This window comes from Citrobacter sp. Cb041 (assembly GCF_030336655.1).
Classification (GTDB): Bacteria; Pseudomonadota; Gammaproteobacteria; order Enterobacterales; family Enterobacteriaceae; genus Citrobacter; species Citrobacter braakii.
In genome coordinates this window covers 659,154-677,364 of record NZ_JAOWDD010000028.1, presented here as the reverse complement: position 1 = coordinate 677,364, position 18,211 = coordinate 659,154, and the positions used below count along the sequence as shown (strand labels likewise).

14 protein-coding genes are annotated in these 18,211 nt (G+C 52.3%); 6 read left to right on the top strand and 8 right to left on the bottom strand.

Translation table 11 applies throughout. The features are described 5' to 3' along the window. Nucleotides 1–460: 460 nt before the first annotated feature. A complete protein-coding gene (locus OGV52_RS05710; protein ID WP_089669772.1) occupies nucleotides 461–2,194 on the bottom strand; it encodes a recombinase family protein in 1,734 nt (577 codons plus the stop codon). A 44-nt stretch (nucleotides 2,195–2,238) separates the two neighbouring features. Between OGV52_RS05710 and rimO the strand changes: the two genes are divergently transcribed. Next, entirely contained in the window at nucleotides 2,239–3,546 is a 1,308-nt protein-coding gene (gene rimO / locus OGV52_RS05705; RefSeq protein WP_047359420.1) for a 30S ribosomal protein S12 methylthiotransferase RimO, read from the top strand. Nucleotides 3,547–3,603: 57 nt separating this feature from the next. Here rimO and gsiD read toward each other — a convergent pair whose 3' ends face one another. From gsiD to OGV52_RS05675, 6 genes are all read right to left on the bottom strand, one after another. After that, the gene (gene gsiD, locus OGV52_RS05700; protein WP_016156084.1) at nucleotides 3,604–4,515 is read right to left on the bottom strand and encodes a glutathione ABC transporter permease GsiD; all 912 of its coding nucleotides are present in this window, start codon (nucleotides 4,513–4,515) and stop codon (nucleotides 3,604–3,606) included. Between the two features lie 2 nt (nucleotides 4,516–4,517). Further along, nucleotides 4,518–5,438, bottom strand: a complete 921-nt coding sequence (gsiC, locus tag OGV52_RS05695; protein ID WP_016152391.1) for a glutathione ABC transporter permease GsiC — start codon at nucleotides 5,436–5,438, stop codon at nucleotides 4,518–4,520. Nucleotides 5,439–5,484: 46 nt separating this feature from the next. After that, nucleotides 5,485–7,023: a glutathione ABC transporter substrate-binding protein GsiB gene (gene gsiB, locus OGV52_RS05690; RefSeq protein WP_287108207.1), complete on the bottom strand. Its 1,539-nt coding sequence runs from the start codon at nucleotides 7,021–7,023 to the stop codon at nucleotides 5,485–5,487. Between the two features lie 28 nt (nucleotides 7,024–7,051). After that, entirely contained in the window at nucleotides 7,052–8,923 is a 1,872-nt protein-coding gene (gsiA, locus tag OGV52_RS05685; RefSeq protein WP_019076365.1) for a glutathione ABC transporter ATP-binding protein GsiA, read from the bottom strand. Further along, nucleotides 8,910–9,875: a beta-aspartyl-peptidase gene (gene iaaA, locus OGV52_RS05680; RefSeq protein WP_287108206.1), complete on the bottom strand. Its 966-nt coding sequence runs from the start codon at nucleotides 9,873–9,875 to the stop codon at nucleotides 8,910–8,912. Before iaaA ends, gsiA begins: the two co-directional genes overlap by 14 nt. A gap of 192 nt (nucleotides 9,876–10,067) precedes the next feature. Beyond that, nucleotides 10,068–10,856 (bottom strand): aminoglycoside adenylyltransferase family protein, encoded by a 789-nt coding sequence (locus OGV52_RS05675; protein ID WP_103766079.1) that lies wholly within the window; start codon nucleotides 10,854–10,856, stop codon nucleotides 10,068–10,070. 175 nt (nucleotides 10,857–11,031) lie between these two features. On the opposite strand from OGV52_RS05675, the gene moeA reads away from it, so the two are divergent. Together moeA and moeB are read left to right on the top strand one after the other, a co-directional pair. Then, nucleotides 11,032–12,267, top strand: coding sequence for a molybdopterin molybdotransferase MoeA (gene moeA, locus OGV52_RS05670; RefSeq protein WP_115190784.1), 1,236 nt, complete (start codon nucleotides 11,032–11,034; stop codon nucleotides 12,265–12,267). Then, nucleotides 12,267–13,016, top strand: a complete 750-nt coding sequence (moeB, locus tag OGV52_RS05665) for a molybdopterin-synthase adenylyltransferase MoeB (RefSeq protein ID WP_279265129.1) — start codon at nucleotides 12,267–12,269, stop codon at nucleotides 13,014–13,016. Before moeA ends, moeB begins: the two co-directional genes overlap by 1 nt. Nucleotides 13,017–13,135: 119 nt before the next feature. On the opposite strand, the gene fsa is transcribed toward moeB, so the two are convergent. Next, nucleotides 13,136–13,798, bottom strand: a complete 663-nt coding sequence (fsa, locus tag OGV52_RS05660; protein ID WP_279265130.1) for a fructose-6-phosphate aldolase — start codon at nucleotides 13,796–13,798, stop codon at nucleotides 13,136–13,138. 132 nt (nucleotides 13,799–13,930) lie between these two features. Here fsa and OGV52_RS05655 point away from each other — a divergent pair, with 132 nt between their 5' ends. The 3 genes from OGV52_RS05655 to OGV52_RS05645 all read left to right on the top strand — a co-directional run bounded on the left by OGV52_RS05655 (nucleotide 13,931) and on the right by OGV52_RS05645 (nucleotide 18,205). Continuing rightward, nucleotides 13,931–14,830, top strand: coding sequence for a glycyl-radical enzyme activating protein (locus OGV52_RS05655; RefSeq protein ID WP_016152383.1), 900 nt, complete (start codon nucleotides 13,931–13,933; stop codon nucleotides 14,828–14,830). Between the two features lie 5 nt (nucleotides 14,831–14,835). Continuing rightward, a complete protein-coding gene (locus OGV52_RS05650) occupies nucleotides 14,836–17,268 on the top strand; it encodes a glycyl radical protein (protein WP_200079525.1) in 2,433 nt (810 codons plus the stop codon). Nucleotides 17,269–17,389: 121 nt separating this feature from the next. Next, nucleotides 17,390–18,205 carry a Cof-type HAD-IIB family hydrolase gene (locus OGV52_RS05645; RefSeq protein WP_065554862.1) on the top strand — a complete coding sequence of 272 codons (816 nt, stop codon included), beginning with the start codon at nucleotides 17,390–17,392 and terminating at the stop codon, nucleotides 18,203–18,205. Nucleotides 18,206–18,211 lie beyond the last annotated feature (6 nt).

Sequence of the window (18,211 nt, the reverse complement as noted above, 5' to 3'; positions counted from 1 at the left end):
GGGCTATAATATCTTAGGATGAGATATTATAATTTTCTACACTCTTATTTATCAGAATGATTTAAAAAGAGTGTTCAAATGGATGGGCTTCTTCACTTCACACTAATATTATATCACTTTTTTTCATTTCATCCCAAAAATTGGCTTGCTATTTTGTAACATGCTAATTTTTAAAGGTATTTATTACTTCACAGATAAGCCACATTGCGAGCCAGATCATGAAGCCAATATAAAGTGCTTCAATCAATCCAGTAATCATTACCAACCAACCAAGTAGTAGTATTAGAGTTGTTTTAATCCAGTTCATTTAGTTCTCCTTTTCATACTTTATTTATTAGAAAAGGAGAACAGTGTAATAATATTATCCTTTGTACACTCACACATACAAAAGCTCCGTAGAATCGCTCCTACGATGCCAAAATACACTTTCAAACGAGAAATCTAACTTAGTATTTTACTATTACCGATTTGGCCAGAATAGTGATCCGTTGATTTCTGGATAACCAACCTGAGATAACATAGAAACTGATGAATCATATAAGTTATGATAACTTTTCCTTAAATCCACTAAGTATTGATTAGTTTTTTCTCTGATTTCATCGGTAACTACAACAGCATTACTATCCTGATCATCATTTACTAGTTCAATATCAAACTCCCAATGAGGTTTTCTGTTTACACCACCAAATACTAATACTTCATCAATGCCATAACACTTGATACGAATGGTAATACATGAATCAGTTTTATCCACTATTACATATTCAATTATTGAAGATATGATCTTTCTAATTTTATTTCTATCTTCATCTTCCAAATCGGTAAACACTGCATACTGAATTAATATTAAAAACTCGGTCATTTCTATTTCAAATGATCCCTTACTCTTTAATGATACTGATCTTTCCTTTAAGTTAACTACGTTTATTAGTAATTGTTCACGTTCTGTATTTAACACTTGAATCTTTGTTGCAAGCTCAACAACGTTTGGTGCAACTGAAATTGCAGCAGCTAAATTTGATATTTTGGAATCCAAATCAGCGATTATTGATTGTTTTGCATTTATCTCTTCATCAATCAATGTAGTATCACTACCATTTTTCCAACTGTTGTTTAGATAACCCATCAGTAAAGCAATCATCGTGCAGTGTTCTACCAAAGAGGCAATAATCGACCAACCAGAACAACTTTTCTGTTTATGTGTACCATTCGTACATATGTAACGTGGTGTTTTTTTATTAATAAAAGAATGCATAGTACCACCACATTTACTACAACGTAGTAGTGATAACCCTGATAACAGTTTAATTTTATCTTTTGATTCTTTCTTGGATTTAAAATTATTCTGCTCTTTCTTTTCAGCCAGTACTAAATATTCCGTTTCATCTTTGCATAACAACGGATAATAGTTTTTCAATTTATAGATTTGACCACCTACTTTCATTGTACGCTCACCGATCAATGCACGGTTATTACGCATCTTTTGTAATACCTGATAATCCCATTCTTTACCCTTCAATCCATTTGGGTATTTTTCATCTAAAGCCCGTTTAACACTATAGACCCCATGACCATCTAGGAACATATCAATAGCTTCTCTAGCAATATTCCAATAGATAGGATGCTTTTTAACTGCTTCGTACTGTGAACCAGAATCATCTATCCAAAACGGATGACGACCCACGGATTTAATGTTTACTGGCAAGCCTTGATTATGTCGTTCTACTAAAGCAACAACATTTCCTATAGTTCTTTTAGATTTCGTTTCTGATTCCTCATTCCCACGGATAAACAGTAGGATTGACAACATCAAGTCTGTAGGATTTTGCCGTATCGATGCCTTGTTATAAACCTTCTTGTCCATTCCTGTGACTATTGTTAGTCCCAGCCTAATCATCTCAAGAAAAAGACTTAACGCTTCATCCACCTGATCACGGGATAGACGGTCAAGGTTTTCGCAATAAAGCCATGAGTCAGAAGGTATAGCATTACTCTTTACAGCATCTATAAAGTCTCCCAGCTTTCCAGAGCGGTTTTTCCCACGAAACGCACTTACACCTGGCTCAATGATTTCTACCATCTCCAGCCCCTTCTCTTCAGCATACGTCCTCGCTGCCGATAACTGGCGGTCTTTTGTCGTTCCCTTGTCTTGTCGGTCACTTGACCAACGGATGTAGCTGTAAAGTTTAGGCATGATGTATAATCCGAGTTTTCCCGAGCAATGTATTGTACAAAATAATGTCTAAGATTGGATTTATATCATTAGGGTGCCCGAAAAACCTCGTCGATTCTGAACGCATCCTGACCGAACTTCGTACCGAAGGCTATGACGTTGTGCCAAGCTACGACGACGCGGATATGGTTATCGTTAACACCTGTGGCTTTATCGACAGCGCGGTTCAGGAGTCGCTGGAAGCAATCGGCGAAGCGCTGAACGAAAACGGCAAGGTGATCGTCACCGGCTGTCTGGGCGCGAAAGTCGATCAGATCCGTGAAGTCCACCCGAAGGTGCTGGAAATCACCGGGCCGCATAGCTACGAACAGGTTCTGGAGCACGTTCACCACTATGTGCCCAAACCAAAGCACAACCCGTTCCTGAGCCTGGTTCCTGAACAGGGCGTCAAGCTTACTCCGCGTCATTATGCCTATCTGAAAATTTCTGAAGGCTGCAACCACCGCTGCACGTTCTGCATTATTCCGTCAATGCGTGGCGATCTGGTGAGCCGTCCGATTGGCGACGTCCTCAGCGAAGCCAAACGTCTGGTGGATGCGGGCGTAAAAGAGATACTGGTCATTTCTCAGGATACTTCCGCGTACGGCGTGGATGTGAAGCATCGCACCGGTTTCCATAACGGCGAGCCGGTCAAAACCAGCATGGTTGATCTGTGCGAGCAGTTATCAAAACTGGGGATCTGGACTCGTCTGCATTACGTCTATCCCTATCCGCACGTTGATGACGTGATCCCACTGATGGCGGAAGGGAAAATCCTGCCGTATCTGGACATCCCGCTGCAGCATGCCAGCCCGCGTATTCTTAAGCTGATGAAACGCCCAGGCTCCGTGGACAGACAACTGGCACGCATCAAGCAGTGGCGTGAAATCTGCCCTGAACTGACGCTGCGCTCAACCTTCATTGTCGGTTTCCCGGGTGAAACGGAAGAAGACTTCCAGATGCTGCTCGACTTCCTGAAGGAAGCGCGTCTGGACCGCGTGGGCTGCTTTAAATACAGCCCGGTAGAAGGCGCTGGCGCCAATGACCTGCCGGACCAAATCCCGGAAGAGGTGAAAGAGGAACGCTGGAACCGCTTTATGCAATTGCAACAGCAAATCTCTGCTGAACGTTTGCAGGAGAAAGTGGGCCGCGAAATTCTGGTTATCGTTGATGAAGTTGACGAAGAAGGCGCGATTGGCCGCAGCATGGCTGACGCCCCGGAAATCGACGGCGCGGTATACCTGAATGGCGAAACCAAGGTGAAACCTGGCGATATCATCCGCGTGAAGGTCGAAAACGCTGATGAATACGATCTGTGGGGCACCCGCGTTTAAATAAGCGCAACCCAACTGTAGGCCGGATAAGCGTTACGTCTTATCCGGCCCTGTGATTTATCCTTTAATTTTCGGGTCCAGCGCGTCGCGCAGACCATCTCCCAGTAAGTTAAACGCCAGTACCGTCAGGAATATCGCCACCGCCGGGAAAATCGCCACGTGCGGCGCGATCACCATATCAGCGCGGGCTTCATTGAGCATTGCCCCCCACTCCGGGGTCGGCGGCTGCGCACCCAATCCCAGAAATGACAGGCTCGCGGCAGAGATAATCGACGTGCCAATTCGCATGGTAAAAAAGACCACGATCGATGAAACCGTACCCGGCAGGATATGGTTGAAGATGATGGTCGCATCGCTGGCGCCGATACTGCGCGCGGATTCAATAAAGGTCTGCTGCTTTAGCACCAGCGTATTTGCGCGCACCAGCCGCGCGAAGGCCGGAATGGAGAAAATGGCCACGGCAATAATCACGTTTGCAATGCCGCTGCCCAGCACAGCGACCACGGCTATCGCCAGCAAAATACCCGGAAAGGCAAACAGCACATCGCAGATACGCATAATCAGTCGATCCCACCAGCCTTCGTAGTATCCCGCCAGCAGACCCAACACGGTGCCAATCGCCGCGCCAATAAATACGGCAAAGACCCCCGCCGCCAGCGAGATTTGCGCCCCCACCAGCACGCGGCTAAAAATATCCCGCCCCAGCGAGTCAACGCCGAACCAGTGCAGCATCGACGGTCCGTCATTCAGACGGTCATAATCGAAGTAATTCTCGGCATCAAATGGCGTTAACCAGCGAGCAAAAATCGCCACCATTATCAGCAGCACGACAAATAACCCCGCTAACATCGCCATGCGCTGGCGACGGAAACGACGCCAGAATTCATGCCACGGCGTGCGTATCTGCTCAGGCTTAACAAGGGGCATCGCATTTAAAATCGCCTGTCGGCGCCAGTTAAAAAATCGCATCCTTACTTGTACCTGATAGCCGGATTAATGGCGGCATAGAGCACATCCACCACTAAGTTAATAAGAATAAACTCCAGAGAAAACAACAGCACCTCGGCCTGAATCACCGGGTAGTCGCGCATTTCGACTGAGTCCACCAACAGCCGCCCAAGCCCTGGCCAGTTAAACACCTTCTCAACCACAATCGAGCCGCCAAGCAAAAAGCCAAACTGTAGCCCCATCATGGTGACCACCGGGATCATCGCATTGCGCAAACCATGTTTTAACACCACCCAGGTTTCACTCACCCCTTTGGCCCGCGCGGTACGCATATAGTCTTCACTGAGCACATCGACAAACGAAGCGCGGGTAAACCGGGCTAACACCGCAGCCACCGCCGCACCCAGGGTAATAGACGGGAGGATATAGTGCCGCCAGGTATCAGCTCCAACGGTGGGCAACCAGCCAAGCTCAACGGAGAATATCTGCATGAGCAGCATGCCGAGCGCAAACGCCGGGAAAGAGATCCCGGTGACGGCGAGCGTCATACTCAATCTGTCCGGCCAACGATTGCGCCATACAGCAGCAATAATCCCTGCCGTCATGCCGAATAACACCGCCCACGCCATGCTGGCAATGGTCAGCCATAGCGATGGCATAAAACGACTGGCTATCTCTTCGGAGACCGGGCGACGAGAAACCATTGAGGTTCCAAAATCGCCTTGCAACACGTTAGTAATGTAATGCCAGAACTGAATATGCAGCGGCTGATCCAGACCCAACTGCTGGCGCACCAGTTCGATCACCTCAGCATCAGCCTCCGGTCCGGCAATCAGCCGGGCCGGATCGCCGGGTAGCAGGTGAACAAATAAAAATACCAGCACCGCTACAATCAACAGAGTTGGAATCAACCCCAGCAGGCGCTTGAAAACATAGTTAAGCATCACACTCCCTTCGCCGGCCCCTGTGTGGCTGGGCCGGATGAATTGCTTATTTTAAATCCGCATCATCAAAGCTAAATCCGGTATCCGGCATGATCCAGAACCCGGTCAATCTGGTGTTGTGCGCCGAAATCAGTTGTTCCACTACCAGTGGGATCCACGGCGACTCTTTCCAGATAATATCCTGCGCATCCTTGTACAGCTTCGCTTTCTGGGCCGGATCGTTGGTTTGCAACGCTGCTGCTAAATCACTGTCCACCTGCTTATTGCTGTAGAACGCCGTATTAAACAGCGTTGGCGGCCAGTTTTGAGATGCAAACAGCGGTGACAGCGCCCAGTCTGCTTCACCCGTAGAGGCAGACCAGCCGGTGTAGAACATGCGTACCCCGCTCTCTTTCTGCGCTTTACCTTCGACTTGCGCCGCGCGCTGACCGGCATCCATCGCCGTCACCTGAGCCTTAACGCCCACCTGCGCCAGTTGCTGCTGGGTAAATTGCAGCACTTTCTGCGCGGTACTATGGTTATGAGAAGACCATAGCGTGGTGGTAAAACCGTTCGGATAACCCGCTTCTTTCAGCAGTTCGCGCGCTTTTGCCGGGTCGTATGGCCATGGCGTATAGCTTTGCGCATAGGCGATCGACGGAGGGAGAACGCCGGTTGCTGGCGTCGCGTAACCGGCAAACGCCACTTTCACCAGCGCCTGACGGTTGATGGCATAATTCAGCGCTTCACGCACCTTCGGGTTATCGAACGGTTTTTGCGTGACGTTCATGCTGATGTAACGCTGCATAATAGACGGACTGGCCACCAGTTCCAGGTTTTTATTCTTCGCCAGTAGCGCCGCCTGCTCGTAAGGGATCGGGAAGGCAAACTGCGCTTCCCCGGTCTGCAGCATTGCCGCACGCGTGTTGTTGTCGGTCACCGGACGCCAGGTAATCGTATCCAGCTTTGGCAGCCCTTGCTGCCAGTAACCCGCGAACTTCTTAACCTTTACAAAATCCGTCTGATTCCAGGTCTCAAGCTGATACGGCCCGGTCCCCACGGGATGGAAACCGATCTCCTTGCCGTATTTCTCCAGCGCGGCGGGAGAGATCATCGCCGTAGCCGGGTGCGCCAGAATATTGATAAATGCAGAGAACGGCTGCTTCAGCGTTATCTTCACCGTCGACGGATCGACGACCTCGGTTTTATCGATATTCTTATACAGGTTGTAGCGTTTCAGATGGTTTTCCGGGTTGCTGGCCCGATCGAGGTTAGCTTTAACCGCATCGGCGTTGAAGTCGGTGCCGTCCTGAAACTTCACGCCCTGTCGCAGCTTAAGGGTATAAGTCAGGCCATCATCAGAAACCGTATAACTCTCCGCCAGCACATTTTTCAGCTTCATCTCTTTATCAAGGCCAAACAGCCCCTGGTAAAACGACTTCGCTACCGCCTGCGACAACGTGTCGTTTGCGTCGTAGGGATCGAGGGTGGTGAAATTGGATCCTACCGCCACTACTACATCTTTGGCAGCCCAGCCAGGTGTGGCGGCCAGCGCAGAGGCTACTCCCAAAGCAACCAGCCATTTTCGAGCAACAATTTTTGTCATGTTATTCTCCTTAAACCCTGCCTGCCTGTTATAAACGCGAAAGCGCATTTTCTGGTTGCGGTCGCGCAACATAATGCCCCGGGCCAACTTGCTGGAGTGAAACGGGGGAAATCTCTTCACCGCGTTTGCGGATATTACTGGGGATATCATCCGACAGCAGCACGCGCTGGGGCCGGTGATGTGAGGGATCGGCGACCGGGACTGCCGCCATCAGTTTGCGGGTGTACGGATGCTGCGGATTTTCAAACACCGCGCGTCGGGTGCCGATCTCGACGATTTGCCCAAGGTACATCACCGCCACCCGATGACTGATCCGCTCCACCACCGCCATATCGTGGGAAATAAACAGGTACGCAATCCCCATTTCTCGCTGGAGGTCGAGCAACAGGTTGATAATTTGCCCGCGAATTGAGACATCCAGCGCCGAGACTGACTCATCGGCAATAATCACCTTGGGATTGAGCGCCAGCGCCCGAGCAATACAGATACGCTGACGCTGACCACCGGAAAACTCATGCGGATAGCGCCAGGCATGCTCAGGGAGCAATCCTACGCGTTCCAGCAGCCATGCAACCCGTTTTGCCGCCGCATCGCCTTGCAGTAGCCCATGCACCCGCAGCGGTTCTAAAATGGAATATCCCACGGTTTGACGCGGATCGAGCGAAGCATAGGGGTCCTGGAAGATAAATTGAATATCCCGACGCAGCGGCTGTAGCTTACTGGCGGCCAGGGTATCGATACGCTGTCCGTTGAAAACAATCTCCCCGCGCTGAGACTCGACCAGACGTAGCAGCGCCCGACCGGTGGTGGATTTCCCACAGCCCGACTCCCCCACCAGCGAGAGCGTCTCTCCGGGCCACAGGTCAAAGCTAACGTTTTCCACCGCATGCACCTCGCGGGTCACCCGATTAAGAATGCCGCTGCGCAGCGGAAAACGCGTCACCAGATTACGTACCTGCAAAATAGGCTCGCCTTCAACCACGGTATCCTGTTCAGTCTGTGGTTCTACATGACTGGGATCGTGTAACGAAATGAGAGGAAACCGGCGCGGGTACGCTTGTCCGGTCATCGCCCCAAGCTGCGGCACGGCTGCCAGCAGCGCTTTGGTGTAAGGATGCTGGGGAGCGTGAAAAATCTGCTCAACGCTGCCGGTTTCTACCGCCTCGCCCTGATACATCACCAGCACGCGATCGGCAATATCCGCCACGACGCCCATATCGTGGGTAATAAAGATCACTCCCATCGACATATCCTGCTGCAACACTTTTATCAGTTGCAGGATCTGTGCCTGAATAGTGACATCCAGCGCGGTGGTCGGTTCATCGGCAATTAAAACCGCAGGGCGACACGATAGCGCCATGGCGATCATTACCCGCTGGCGCATGCCGCCAGAAAGCTGGTGCGGATAGCGCGATAAAATAGCCTTCGCCTCGGGGATACGCACCTGGTCGAGCATCCGTTTCGCTTCCACCATCGCCTCTTCGTGGCTGGCCCCCTGATGCAAACGGATTGACTCAGCAATCTGCTCACCCACGGTAAATACCGGATTAAGCGATGTCATGGGCTCCTGGAAGATCATGGCGATATCCGCGCCACGCACGTGACGCATCCGCGACGCGCTCTGTTCACCCAGCTCAATAACCTGTCGGTTACGGCGTCGAAGGAGCATTTCATCGCAGCTCACCTCGCCGCCTGACTGTTCAATCAAACGCATTAGCGACAAGGCTGTTACCGACTTTCCTGAACCGGATTCGCCCACTATCGCCAGCGTTTCACCACGCTTCAGACGAAATGACAGATTACGCACCGCACTGATGCGCTGCTGCTCCTGCTCAAAGGCAATGTTCAGGTTGCTGACTGCCAGCACGTCGCTGGCGTCAAGCTCATCACTGTGTGGCAACGGTATCTCCTTTTTCCCGATAAATACCGGTGGTTGGCGTATCGCCTGCATATCCCCAGGCACGGTACATGCCTTCGCTGTTAAACGGCAAGGCGACGTTGCCCTCGTGATCGACGGCAATTAAACCGCCGCTACCGCCGAGCGCCGGTAATTTTTCCATTACTACGCGTTCGCACGCCTCCGATAAACTCAGGCCGCCATAGTCCATCAACGCCGCAATGTCATACGCCGCCAGCGCACGAATAAAGACTTCACCGGTTCCGGAGCAGGAAACGGCCACACTTGCGTTATTGGCATAACAGCCTACGCCGACCAGCGGACTGTCACCTACCCGCCCCGGTAATTTGTTGGTCATCCCGCCGGTCGATGTTGCCGCCGCCAGATTGCCAAACATATCCAGCGCGACCGCACCCACAGTACCCATTTTGTTGTTTTCATCCAGCGGGGTCGCGCTATGATCCAGCACCGTTTCACCCGCCGATTGCGCTGCCAGCAGTTGAGCGTAGCGTTCTGGCGTCGAGAAAATATCCGCCGAAACGCGCTCCATCCCCTGCGCAATGGCAAAGTTTTCAGCCCCTTCACCTATCATCATGACGTGGGGGCTGTGTTCCATCACCAGGCGTGCCGCGAGAATCGGGTTGCGCAGATGGCTAACCCCGGCGACGGCTCCCGCGTTTAGCGTATTACCGTCCATCACACAGGCGTCCAGTTCATGGGTTTCATCACGGGTATACACCGCGCCAATTCCGGCATTAAACAACGGACACTCTTCCAACAAACGCACGGCTTCGGTGACCACATCCAGTGCGCTACGACCGTCTTCAAGCATCCGTTGGCCGGTTTCAACGATATCCGACAGCGCTTGTATATAACGCAATTCTTGCTCCTGGCTCAGTAACGCGCGGGTGATAGCCCCTGCGCCGCCGTGAATTGCAATGACTGCTTTACCCATTTTATTCGTCCATTAGGTGGCGGGTACCGGGGGGTTATAAATATCAGAATTTCGGTGACTTATTGATTCGATTTTTGAATATAGAAAGATGCAGACGTCATGTAAAGGTAAAGGCCCGCACCTCACCCCCCGTCTCATCAGGTCATTCAGATGTGTTTAACGGAAAGGAGATCTCTCGACGTTGTTGCTAAATTATTCAAGCCGATCGGTAATCTGTTTTTTTGCATAAAACACAAAGCGTTCTACAGACGGCATACACGCTGCCCAGTTATGTTTGGTTAACCCCAGATATTCCGCACGCGCCGCTTGCAGCAAATCAGCATGCTCAGCGGGTAATTGCGGCAGAAGCCAGGATGCGGCCTCATCTTTAGCGACAATATTACCCGTAACCACGCTATACCAGATACGTGCCAGAGCAAGGATGATATTACGCTCGTCCCCCTCTAAATCAGCCGGTTTCTGCCACATCTCAAGGATATGCCGAAATGTTTGCAATACATCGCTAAACGGAATGACGTTAAATAACGTCTCAGCAGGTTCACCGAACAGCGGTACGCTGGCGCGCCGGGCCTGGGTTAGCAGAATAGAAAGATCAGGATCCACCATTGCCGGTTCAAACACGCCAGCGCGAATATCATCACGCAACCATTCGCCAAACTGCATTTCTCTCGCCGGTGGGAATCGCCACGGCACGATCTGCGAGTGCAGAACAACGGTCACTTCCAACGCACGATATGGCCCGGAGGTGCCGGGAGGCGCTGAAATGGTCAGCAAATCCTGCATCAGTTTTTTTCTTTGTCGGGCATTTATTGGTTCACGCAGGGTGACCAATAAATCAATGTCGCTTTGGGGTTTTAAGCCGCCTTCAACCGCAGAGCCATACAAATGAAGGGCAATGAGATTCCCCGCGAAAATCTGGCGGATGCACGCACTGGCGGCCTCCACCTGTCGTCGAATTGCGTCTGGAATAATATTAGCCATTTAGCCCCAGGGAAAAATGAGCGGAAATATTGAGTCTATACTGCATTCTTCTTGCAGCGCTATCCCTGGCACAAAACCTTTACCAGATCTGATTCTAAGCCTGAGGTAGCATACTGCCCGCGTCCATTTTCTGACATAATGAGCAGATTCGATTTTGCCCCGCAGGAGTCTTCTCATGGAATTTACCGCCGGACTGATGCCGCTTGAAACGGCTCTCTCTCAGATGCTTTCGCGTATTACCCCGCTCACCGCCGTCGAAACGCTGCCGCTGGTTCAATGCTTTGGCCGTATTCTGGCTACCGACGTTGTCTCCCCCATTGATGTACCGGGATTCGATAACTCAGCAATGGATGGCTATGCGGTACGATTAGCCGATTTACAATCTGATCAGCCGCTTGCGGTGGCGGGTAAAGCCTTTGCCGGTCAGCCTTTCCATGGCGAGTGGCCTGCGGGAACCTGCATCCGAATTATGACCGGCGCCCCGGTGCCAGCTGGTTGTGAAGCGGTGGTGATGCAGGAGCAAACGGAACAAACTGACGACGGGGTGCGTTTTACCGCCGAAGTCCGCCGCGGGCAAAATATTCGTCTGCGCGGTGAAGATATTGCAAACGGCGCGGTGGTGTTTCCCGCCGGGACTCGGCTGACAACCGGCGAGCTTCCCGTTCTGGCTTCGCTCGGTGTTGCCGATGCTCCCGTAGTGCGCAAAGTCCGCGTGGCGCTGTTCTCCACCGGTGATGAACTGCAGTTGCCAGGTCAGCCGCTGGGAGACGGGCAGATTTATGACACTAACCGTCTGACCGTTCACCTGATGCTGCAACAGTTGGGCTGCGAAGTGATCAACCTGGGGATTATTCGCGACGATCCCAACGCGCTGCGTGCCGCGTTTATCGAAGCCGACAGCCAGGCCGATGTCGTCATCAGTTCCGGCGGCGTTTCAGTAGGCGAAGCGGATTACACTAAAACTATTCTGGAAGAGCTGGGAGAAATTGCCTTCTGGAAGCTGGCCATCAAACCGGGCAAACCGTTCGCGTTTGGCAAACTGAGCAACAGCTGGTTTTGCGGTCTGCCGGGTAATCCAGTGTCTGCGGCCCTCACCTTCTATCAACTGGTACAACCGCTCCTGGCGAAACTCAGCGGCAACACCGCCTGTGGACTACCGCCTCGCCAGCGCGTGCGCACCGCCTCACGCCTGAAGAAAACACCTGGCCGTCTGGATTTTCAGCGCGGCGTATTGCAGCGTACCGCTGAAGGCGAACTGGAAGTCACCACTACCGGGCACCAGGGCTCGCATATTTTTAGCTCTTTTAGCCAGGGTAACTGTTTTATCGTGCTGGAGCGCGATCGCGGTAACGTCGAAGCCGGCGAATGGGTTGAGGTCGAGCCGTTTAACGCACTGTTTGGAGGCCTGTAATGGCAGAACTCAGCGACCAGGAGATGATGCGCTATAACCGGCAAATCATTCTGCGCGGCTTCGATTTCGAAGGTCAGGAAGCGCTCAAGGAGGCGCGGGTACTGGTCGTTGGTGTGGGGGGACTGGGATGCGCAGCAACTCAGTACCTTGCAGGCGCTGGCGTCGGGCATTTAACCTTGCTCGACTTTGACACGGTCTCCGTGTCGAACCTCCAGCGCCAGACGCTGCACAGCGATGCTACCGTTGGACAGCCAAAAGTGTTATCCGCCCGCGACGCACTGGCGCGGATTAACCCTTATATCGCCATTACGCCGGTGAATGCCCTGCTGGACGAGAGCGAGATTCACACGCTTATTACCGAACACGATTTGGTGCTGGACTGTACGGATAATGTCAGCATCCGCAATCAGTTGAATGCCGGATGCTTCGCCGCCAGGATTCCGCTGGTTTCCGGTGCGGCAATTCGCATGGAAGGACAAATTACCGTATTTACCTACCAGGAAGGAGAGCCCTGCTACCGTTGCCTGAGCCGTCTGTTCGGTGAAAACGCCCTGACCTGCGTAGAGGCCGGAGTGATGGCCCCGCTGATCGGCGTGATCGGCTCGTTACAGGCGATGGAAGCCATTAAGCTACTGACTAACTACGGTAAACCGGCTTCAGGAAAAATCGTCATGTACGACGCCATGACCTGCCAGTTTCGCGAAATGAAGCTGATGCGCAATCCCACCTGTGAGGTCTGCGGGAGTTAGCATAGAAATCGTCGGCACCACACTATTGCCAGAGGGCGATGCTAATGCCTCCAATCAGGCCTACAACAGCGCATTGTGTAGGCCGGATAAGGTGTCAGCCGCCATCCGGCAAAACAGACTTACAGAGAAGTGCGTCCAAATGCGCTCTGCCAGTCGTGCTCGAACTTCGCTACGGCAGCATCAACGGCCGGAGAGCTAATCATCTGCTGAGCGACATCCAGCGGCAGCGTGATGGACTCGCAGCCTGCCAGCAGGCAATCCAGCGCCTGACGCGGCGTTTTAAAACTGGCGGCCAGTACTTTGGTGTGCGGGGCATGCATTTTCAGTAAGGTCTGCAGATCGGTCACCGTCTGAATGCCGTCCCCCCCCTGCGCATCCACACGGTTAACGTATGGCGCAACGTATTCGGCCCCCGCAAGCGCAGCTAATAGCCCTTGAGCAGCGCCGTATACCGCGGTACCCAACGTCGGGATCCCTTCTTCTTTCAGCAATTTAATGGCCGTCAGACCTTCTGCCGTGACCGGCACTTTGACCACGATATCCGCAATGATTGCCCGCAGCTTACGCGCATCGCTGACCATGCCTTCGGCGGTGGTCGCCATTACCTGAGCAAACAAGCGTCCTTCCCCTCCCATCGCTTCCTGCAGTTGCGGCAGTAACACGTCCAGCGTCTGCTTACCTGCCGCCACAATGCTTGGGTTAGTGGTCACCCCTGCCAGCGGAAAAACCCGCGCCAGAGCTTTTACCGCGTCAACGTCAGACGTATCTAAATAGAGTTCCATAACCTTTCCTCAAACGAATAATTAGCATGAATAAAAGGTAGCACGGCGAAACCTCACGGTTAGTTGACGTACGTCAATATAACTTTCATTCGAAAGTAATTTAATCTTTATACGAAAGATGAGAGGCCGCTTATGATTTTCAATATCCAGCGCTATTCCACACATGATGGTCCCGGTATCCGTACCGTGGTGTTCCTTAAGGGATGCTCTCTGGGCTGTCGGTGGTGCCAGAATCCGGAAAGCCGCGCCCGCACGCAGGATCTGCTCTATGACGCGCGTTTGTGCCTCGACGGTTGCGATCTCTGTGCTCAGGCCGCACCGAAGGTGATTGAACGCGCGCTGAGTGGATTGCTGATTCATCGCGAAAAACTGACCGATGATGCGCTCACGGCGCTGACCCACTGCTGTCCAACCCAGGCGCTGACCGTCTGCGGAGAGGAAAAAAGCGTGGACGACATCATGGCGACCGTAGTGCGTGATAAACCGTTTTACGATCGCAGCGGCGGGGGTCTCACCCTGTCTGGCGGTGAACCCTTTATGCAGCCAGAACTGGCGGCAGCGCTGCTCAAAGCCAGCCACGATGCAGGTATTCATACAGCGGTTGAAACCTGTCTGCATGTCCCGTGGAAGTATATTGAACCGTCATTACCTGACGTCGACCTGTTCCTGGCCGATTTAAAACATGTCGCCGACGCGCCGTTTAAACAGTGGACCGATGGCAGCGCCTCTCGCGTACTGGAAAATCTGAAAAAACTGGCCGCCGCCGGTAAAAAAATGGTTATCCGCGTCCCCCTGATTCAGGGGTTCAACGCTGACGAAGCCGCTATTCAGGCCATTACCGATTTTGCTGCCGACGAGCTTCACGTCGATGAGATCCATTTTTTGCCCTACCACACGCTGGGCATCAACAAATACCACTTACTCAGTCAACCCTACAACGCACCGGATAAACCGCTTGATGCGCCTGCGCTGCTCGAATTTGCCCAGCAGTACGCCAGCCTTAAAGGTTTAACCGCGACCCTACGAGGATAATCGCCATGACCACTCTGAAACTGGACACACTCAGCGACCGTATCAAAGCGCATAAAACGGCCCTGATCCACATCGTGAAGCCGCCGGTTTGTACCGAGCGCTCCCAGCACTATACCGAGATGTATCAACAGCATCTGGATAAACCTATCCCGGTTCGCCGCGCGCTGGCGCTGGCCCATCATCTGGCGGAACGCACCATCTGGATAAAGCATGACGAACTGATCATTGGTAACCAGGCAAGCGAAGTGCGTGCCGCGCCAATCTTCCCGGAATACACCGTGTCGTGGATTGAAAAAGAGATCGATGACCTCGCCGACAGGCCGGGCGCGGGCTTTGCGGTAAGCGAAGAGAACAAACGCGTGTTGCACGAGGTGTGTCCATGGTGGCGTGGTCAGACCGTGCAGGATCGCTGCTACGGGATGTTTACGGACGAGCAGAAAGGGCTGCTGGAAACCGGCATTATCAAAGCCGAAGGTAACATGACCTCTGGTGATGCACACCTGGCGGTAAACTTCCCGCTGCTGCTGGAAAAAGGTCTCGACGGCCTGCGCCACAAAGTTGATGAACGTCGTTCCCGCATCAATCTGACATGTCTGGAAGACCTTCATGGCGATCAGTTTCTGAAAGCGATTGATATCGTGCTGGAGGCCGTCAGTCTGCACATTGAGCGCTTTGCCGCGCTGGCACGTAAAATGGCGGCCACGGAAACTCGCGCCAGTCGTCGTGATGAACTGTTGACCATGGCGGACAACTGCGATGTGATCGCCCATGAGCCGCCAAAAACGTTCTGGCAGGCGCTACAGTTGTGCTATTTCATCCAGTTGATCCTGCAAATTGAATCGAATGGTCACTCGGTGTCGTTTGGTCGCATGGATCAGTACCTCTATCCGTTCTACCGTCGTGACGTAGAACTGAACCAGAGCCTCGATCGTGAGCTCGCCATTGAGCTGCTACACAGCTGCTGGCTGAAACTGCTGGAAGTGAACAAAATCCGCTCCGGCTCCCATTCGAAAGCCTCGGCGGGTAGCCCGCTGTATCAGAACGTGACCATTGGTGGCCAAAACCTGGTTAACGGTCAGGCAATGGATGCCGTCAATCCGCTCTCCTACGCCATTCTGGAATCCTGCGGCCGCCTGCGTTCTACTCAGCCAAACCTGAGCGTGCGTTATCATGCAGGGATGAGTAATGATTTCCTGGATGCCTGTGTACAGGTGATCCGCTGCGGCTTCGGGATGCCTGCCTTTAATAACGACGAAATCGTCATACCTGAATTCATTAAGCTTGGCATTGAACCGCAGGACGCCTATGACTATGCGGCCATTGGTTGCATCGAAACCGCCGTTGGCGGCAAATGGGGCTACCGCTGTACCGGTATGAGCTTTATTAACTTTGCCCGCGTGATGCTGGCAGCGCTGGAAGGTGGTCGCGATGCCACCAGCGGTAAAGTATTTCTGCCACAGGAAAAAGCGCTCTCGGCTGGTAACTTCAACAATTTCGACGAAGTGATGGACGCCTGGGATGCGCAGATTCGCTACTACACGCGTAAATCTATCGAAATTGAGTATGTCGTCGACACCATGCTGGAAGAGAACGTACACGATATTCTGTGCTCTGCGCTGGTAGATGACTGTATTGAACGCGCGAAAAGCATTAAGCAAGGCGGTGCGAAATACGACTGGGTATCGGGTTTGCAGGTGGGTATTGCCAACCTCGGCAACAGCCTGGCTGCGGTGAAGAAACTGGTCTTTGAACAAGGCGCTATCGGTCAGCAACAGCTGGCCGCCGCGCTGGCCGACGATTTTGACGGTCTGACCCACGAACAATTACGCCAGCGGCTAATTAACGGCGCACCGAAATACGGCAACGATGACGATAGCGTTGATACGCTGCTGGCCCGCGCTTATCAGACCTATATCAATGAGTTGAAACAGTATCATAATCCACGTTACGGACGTGGCCCGGTTGGCGGCAATTACTACGCGGGTACCTCATCGATCTCCGCAAACGTACCGTTTGGCGCGGCAACGATGGCCACACCGGATGGTCGTAAGGCGCACACTCCGCTGGCAGAAGGCGCAAGCCCGGCTTCCGGAACGGACCATCTCGGCCCAACAGCGGTAATTGGCTCGGTGGGTAAACTGCCGACCGGTTCAATCCTCGGCGGCGTGTTGTTAAACCAGAAGCTGAACCCGGCCACGCTGGAGAATGAATCCGATAAGCAAAAGCTGATGATCCTGCTGCGTACCTTCTTTGAAGAGCACAAAGGCTGGCATATTCAGTACAACATTGTCTCCCGTGAAACGCTGCTGGAAGCCAAAAAGCACCCGGATCAGTATCGTGACCTGGTGGTCCGTGTAGCAGGTTATTCGGCCTTCTTCACCGCGCTGTCTCCAGATGCGCAGGACGATATCATCGCACGTACTGAACATATGCTGTAATCCCCCTTACCCGGCGGCATTTCGCTTGCCGGGCATTCTTCTTTCGAATGAAATAAATTTGTGCTTTAGCTCACATTGTTATTAAAATGTTTCTGGTCGCAGTTATGAGCCAGGAGCAAGTATGACCATCAAAGTTATCGTCACCGATATGGACGGAACTTTTCTCGACGACGCCAAAAAATACGATCTTGCACGTTTTATGGCGCAGTATCAGGAACTGAAAAAACGAGATATTGAATTTGTCGTGGCCAGCGGCAATCAGTATTACCAACTGATCTCCTTTTTCCCGGAACTCAAAGATGAGATCTCTTTTGTTGCCGAGAACGGGGCGTTAGTCTTTGAACATGGCAAACAGCTGTTTCACGGTGAGCTGACCCGCCACGAATCCCGCATTGTCATTGGCGAACTGCTCAAAGATACGCATCTCAACTTTGTGGCTTGCGGCCTGCAAAGCGCCTACGTTAGCGAAAATGCCCCCGAGTCCTTTGTCGCATTGATGTCAAAACACTACCATCGCCTGAAACCCGTGAAGGATTATCAGGACATCGATGATGTGCTGTTCAAGTTCTCGCTGAATTTACCGGACCAACAAATCCCATTAGTGATCGATCACCTTCATTCTGCCCTTGACGGTATAATGAAGCCCGTCACCAGCGGCTTTGGGTTTATCGACCTGATCATTCCAGGCTTACATAAAGCCAACGGAATCAGCCGTCTGCTAAAGCGCTGGAACCTGTCCCCGCAAAACGTGGTCGCCATTGGCGATAGCGGCAACGACGCAGAAATGCTGAAAATGGCGCGCTACTCTTTCGCTATGGCCAACGCGGCAGAGAGTATCAAATCGATTGCCCGCTATCAGACCGACGACAATAACCATCAGGGCGCGCTGAACGTGATTCAGGCGGTGCTGGATAACACTTCCCCTTTTAATTGCTAATCCTGC

Coding starts and splice junctions, on each gene's coding strand:
- OGV52_RS05710 (WP_089669772.1), bottom strand. CDS start 2,194: ATGCCTAAACTTTACAGCTACATCCGTTGGTCAAGTGACCGACAAGAC.
- rimO (WP_047359420.1), top strand. CDS start 2,239: ATGTCTAAGATTGGATTTATATCATTAGGGTGCCCGAAAAACCTCGTC.
- gsiD (WP_016156084.1), bottom strand. CDS start 4,515: ATGCGATTTTTTAACTGGCGCCGACAGGCGATTTTAAATGCGATGCCC.
- gsiC (WP_016152391.1), bottom strand. CDS start 5,438: ATGCTTAACTATGTTTTCAAGCGCCTGCTGGGGTTGATTCCAACTCTG.
- gsiB (WP_287108207.1), bottom strand. CDS start 7,023: ATGACAAAAATTGTTGCTCGAAAATGGCTGGTTGCTTTGGGAGTAGCC.
- iaaA (WP_287108206.1), bottom strand. CDS start 9,875: ATGGGTAAAGCAGTCATTGCAATTCACGGCGGCGCAGGGGCTATCACC.
- OGV52_RS05675 (WP_103766079.1), bottom strand. CDS start 10,856: ATGGCTAATATTATTCCAGACGCAATTCGACGACAGGTGGAGGCCGCC.
- moeA (WP_115190784.1), top strand. CDS start 11,032: ATGGAATTTACCGCCGGACTGATGCCGCTTGAAACGGCTCTCTCTCAG.
- moeB (WP_279265129.1), top strand. CDS start 12,267: ATGGCAGAACTCAGCGACCAGGAGATGATGCGCTATAACCGGCAAATC.
- fsa (WP_279265130.1), bottom strand. CDS start 13,798: ATGGAACTCTATTTAGATACGTCTGACGTTGACGCGGTAAAAGCTCTG.
- OGV52_RS05655 (WP_016152383.1), top strand. CDS start 13,931: ATGATTTTCAATATCCAGCGCTATTCCACACATGATGGTCCCGGTATC.
- OGV52_RS05650 (WP_200079525.1), top strand. CDS start 14,836: ATGACCACTCTGAAACTGGACACACTCAGCGACCGTATCAAAGCGCAT.
- OGV52_RS05645 (WP_065554862.1), top strand. CDS start 17,390: ATGACCATCAAAGTTATCGTCACCGATATGGACGGAACTTTTCTCGAC.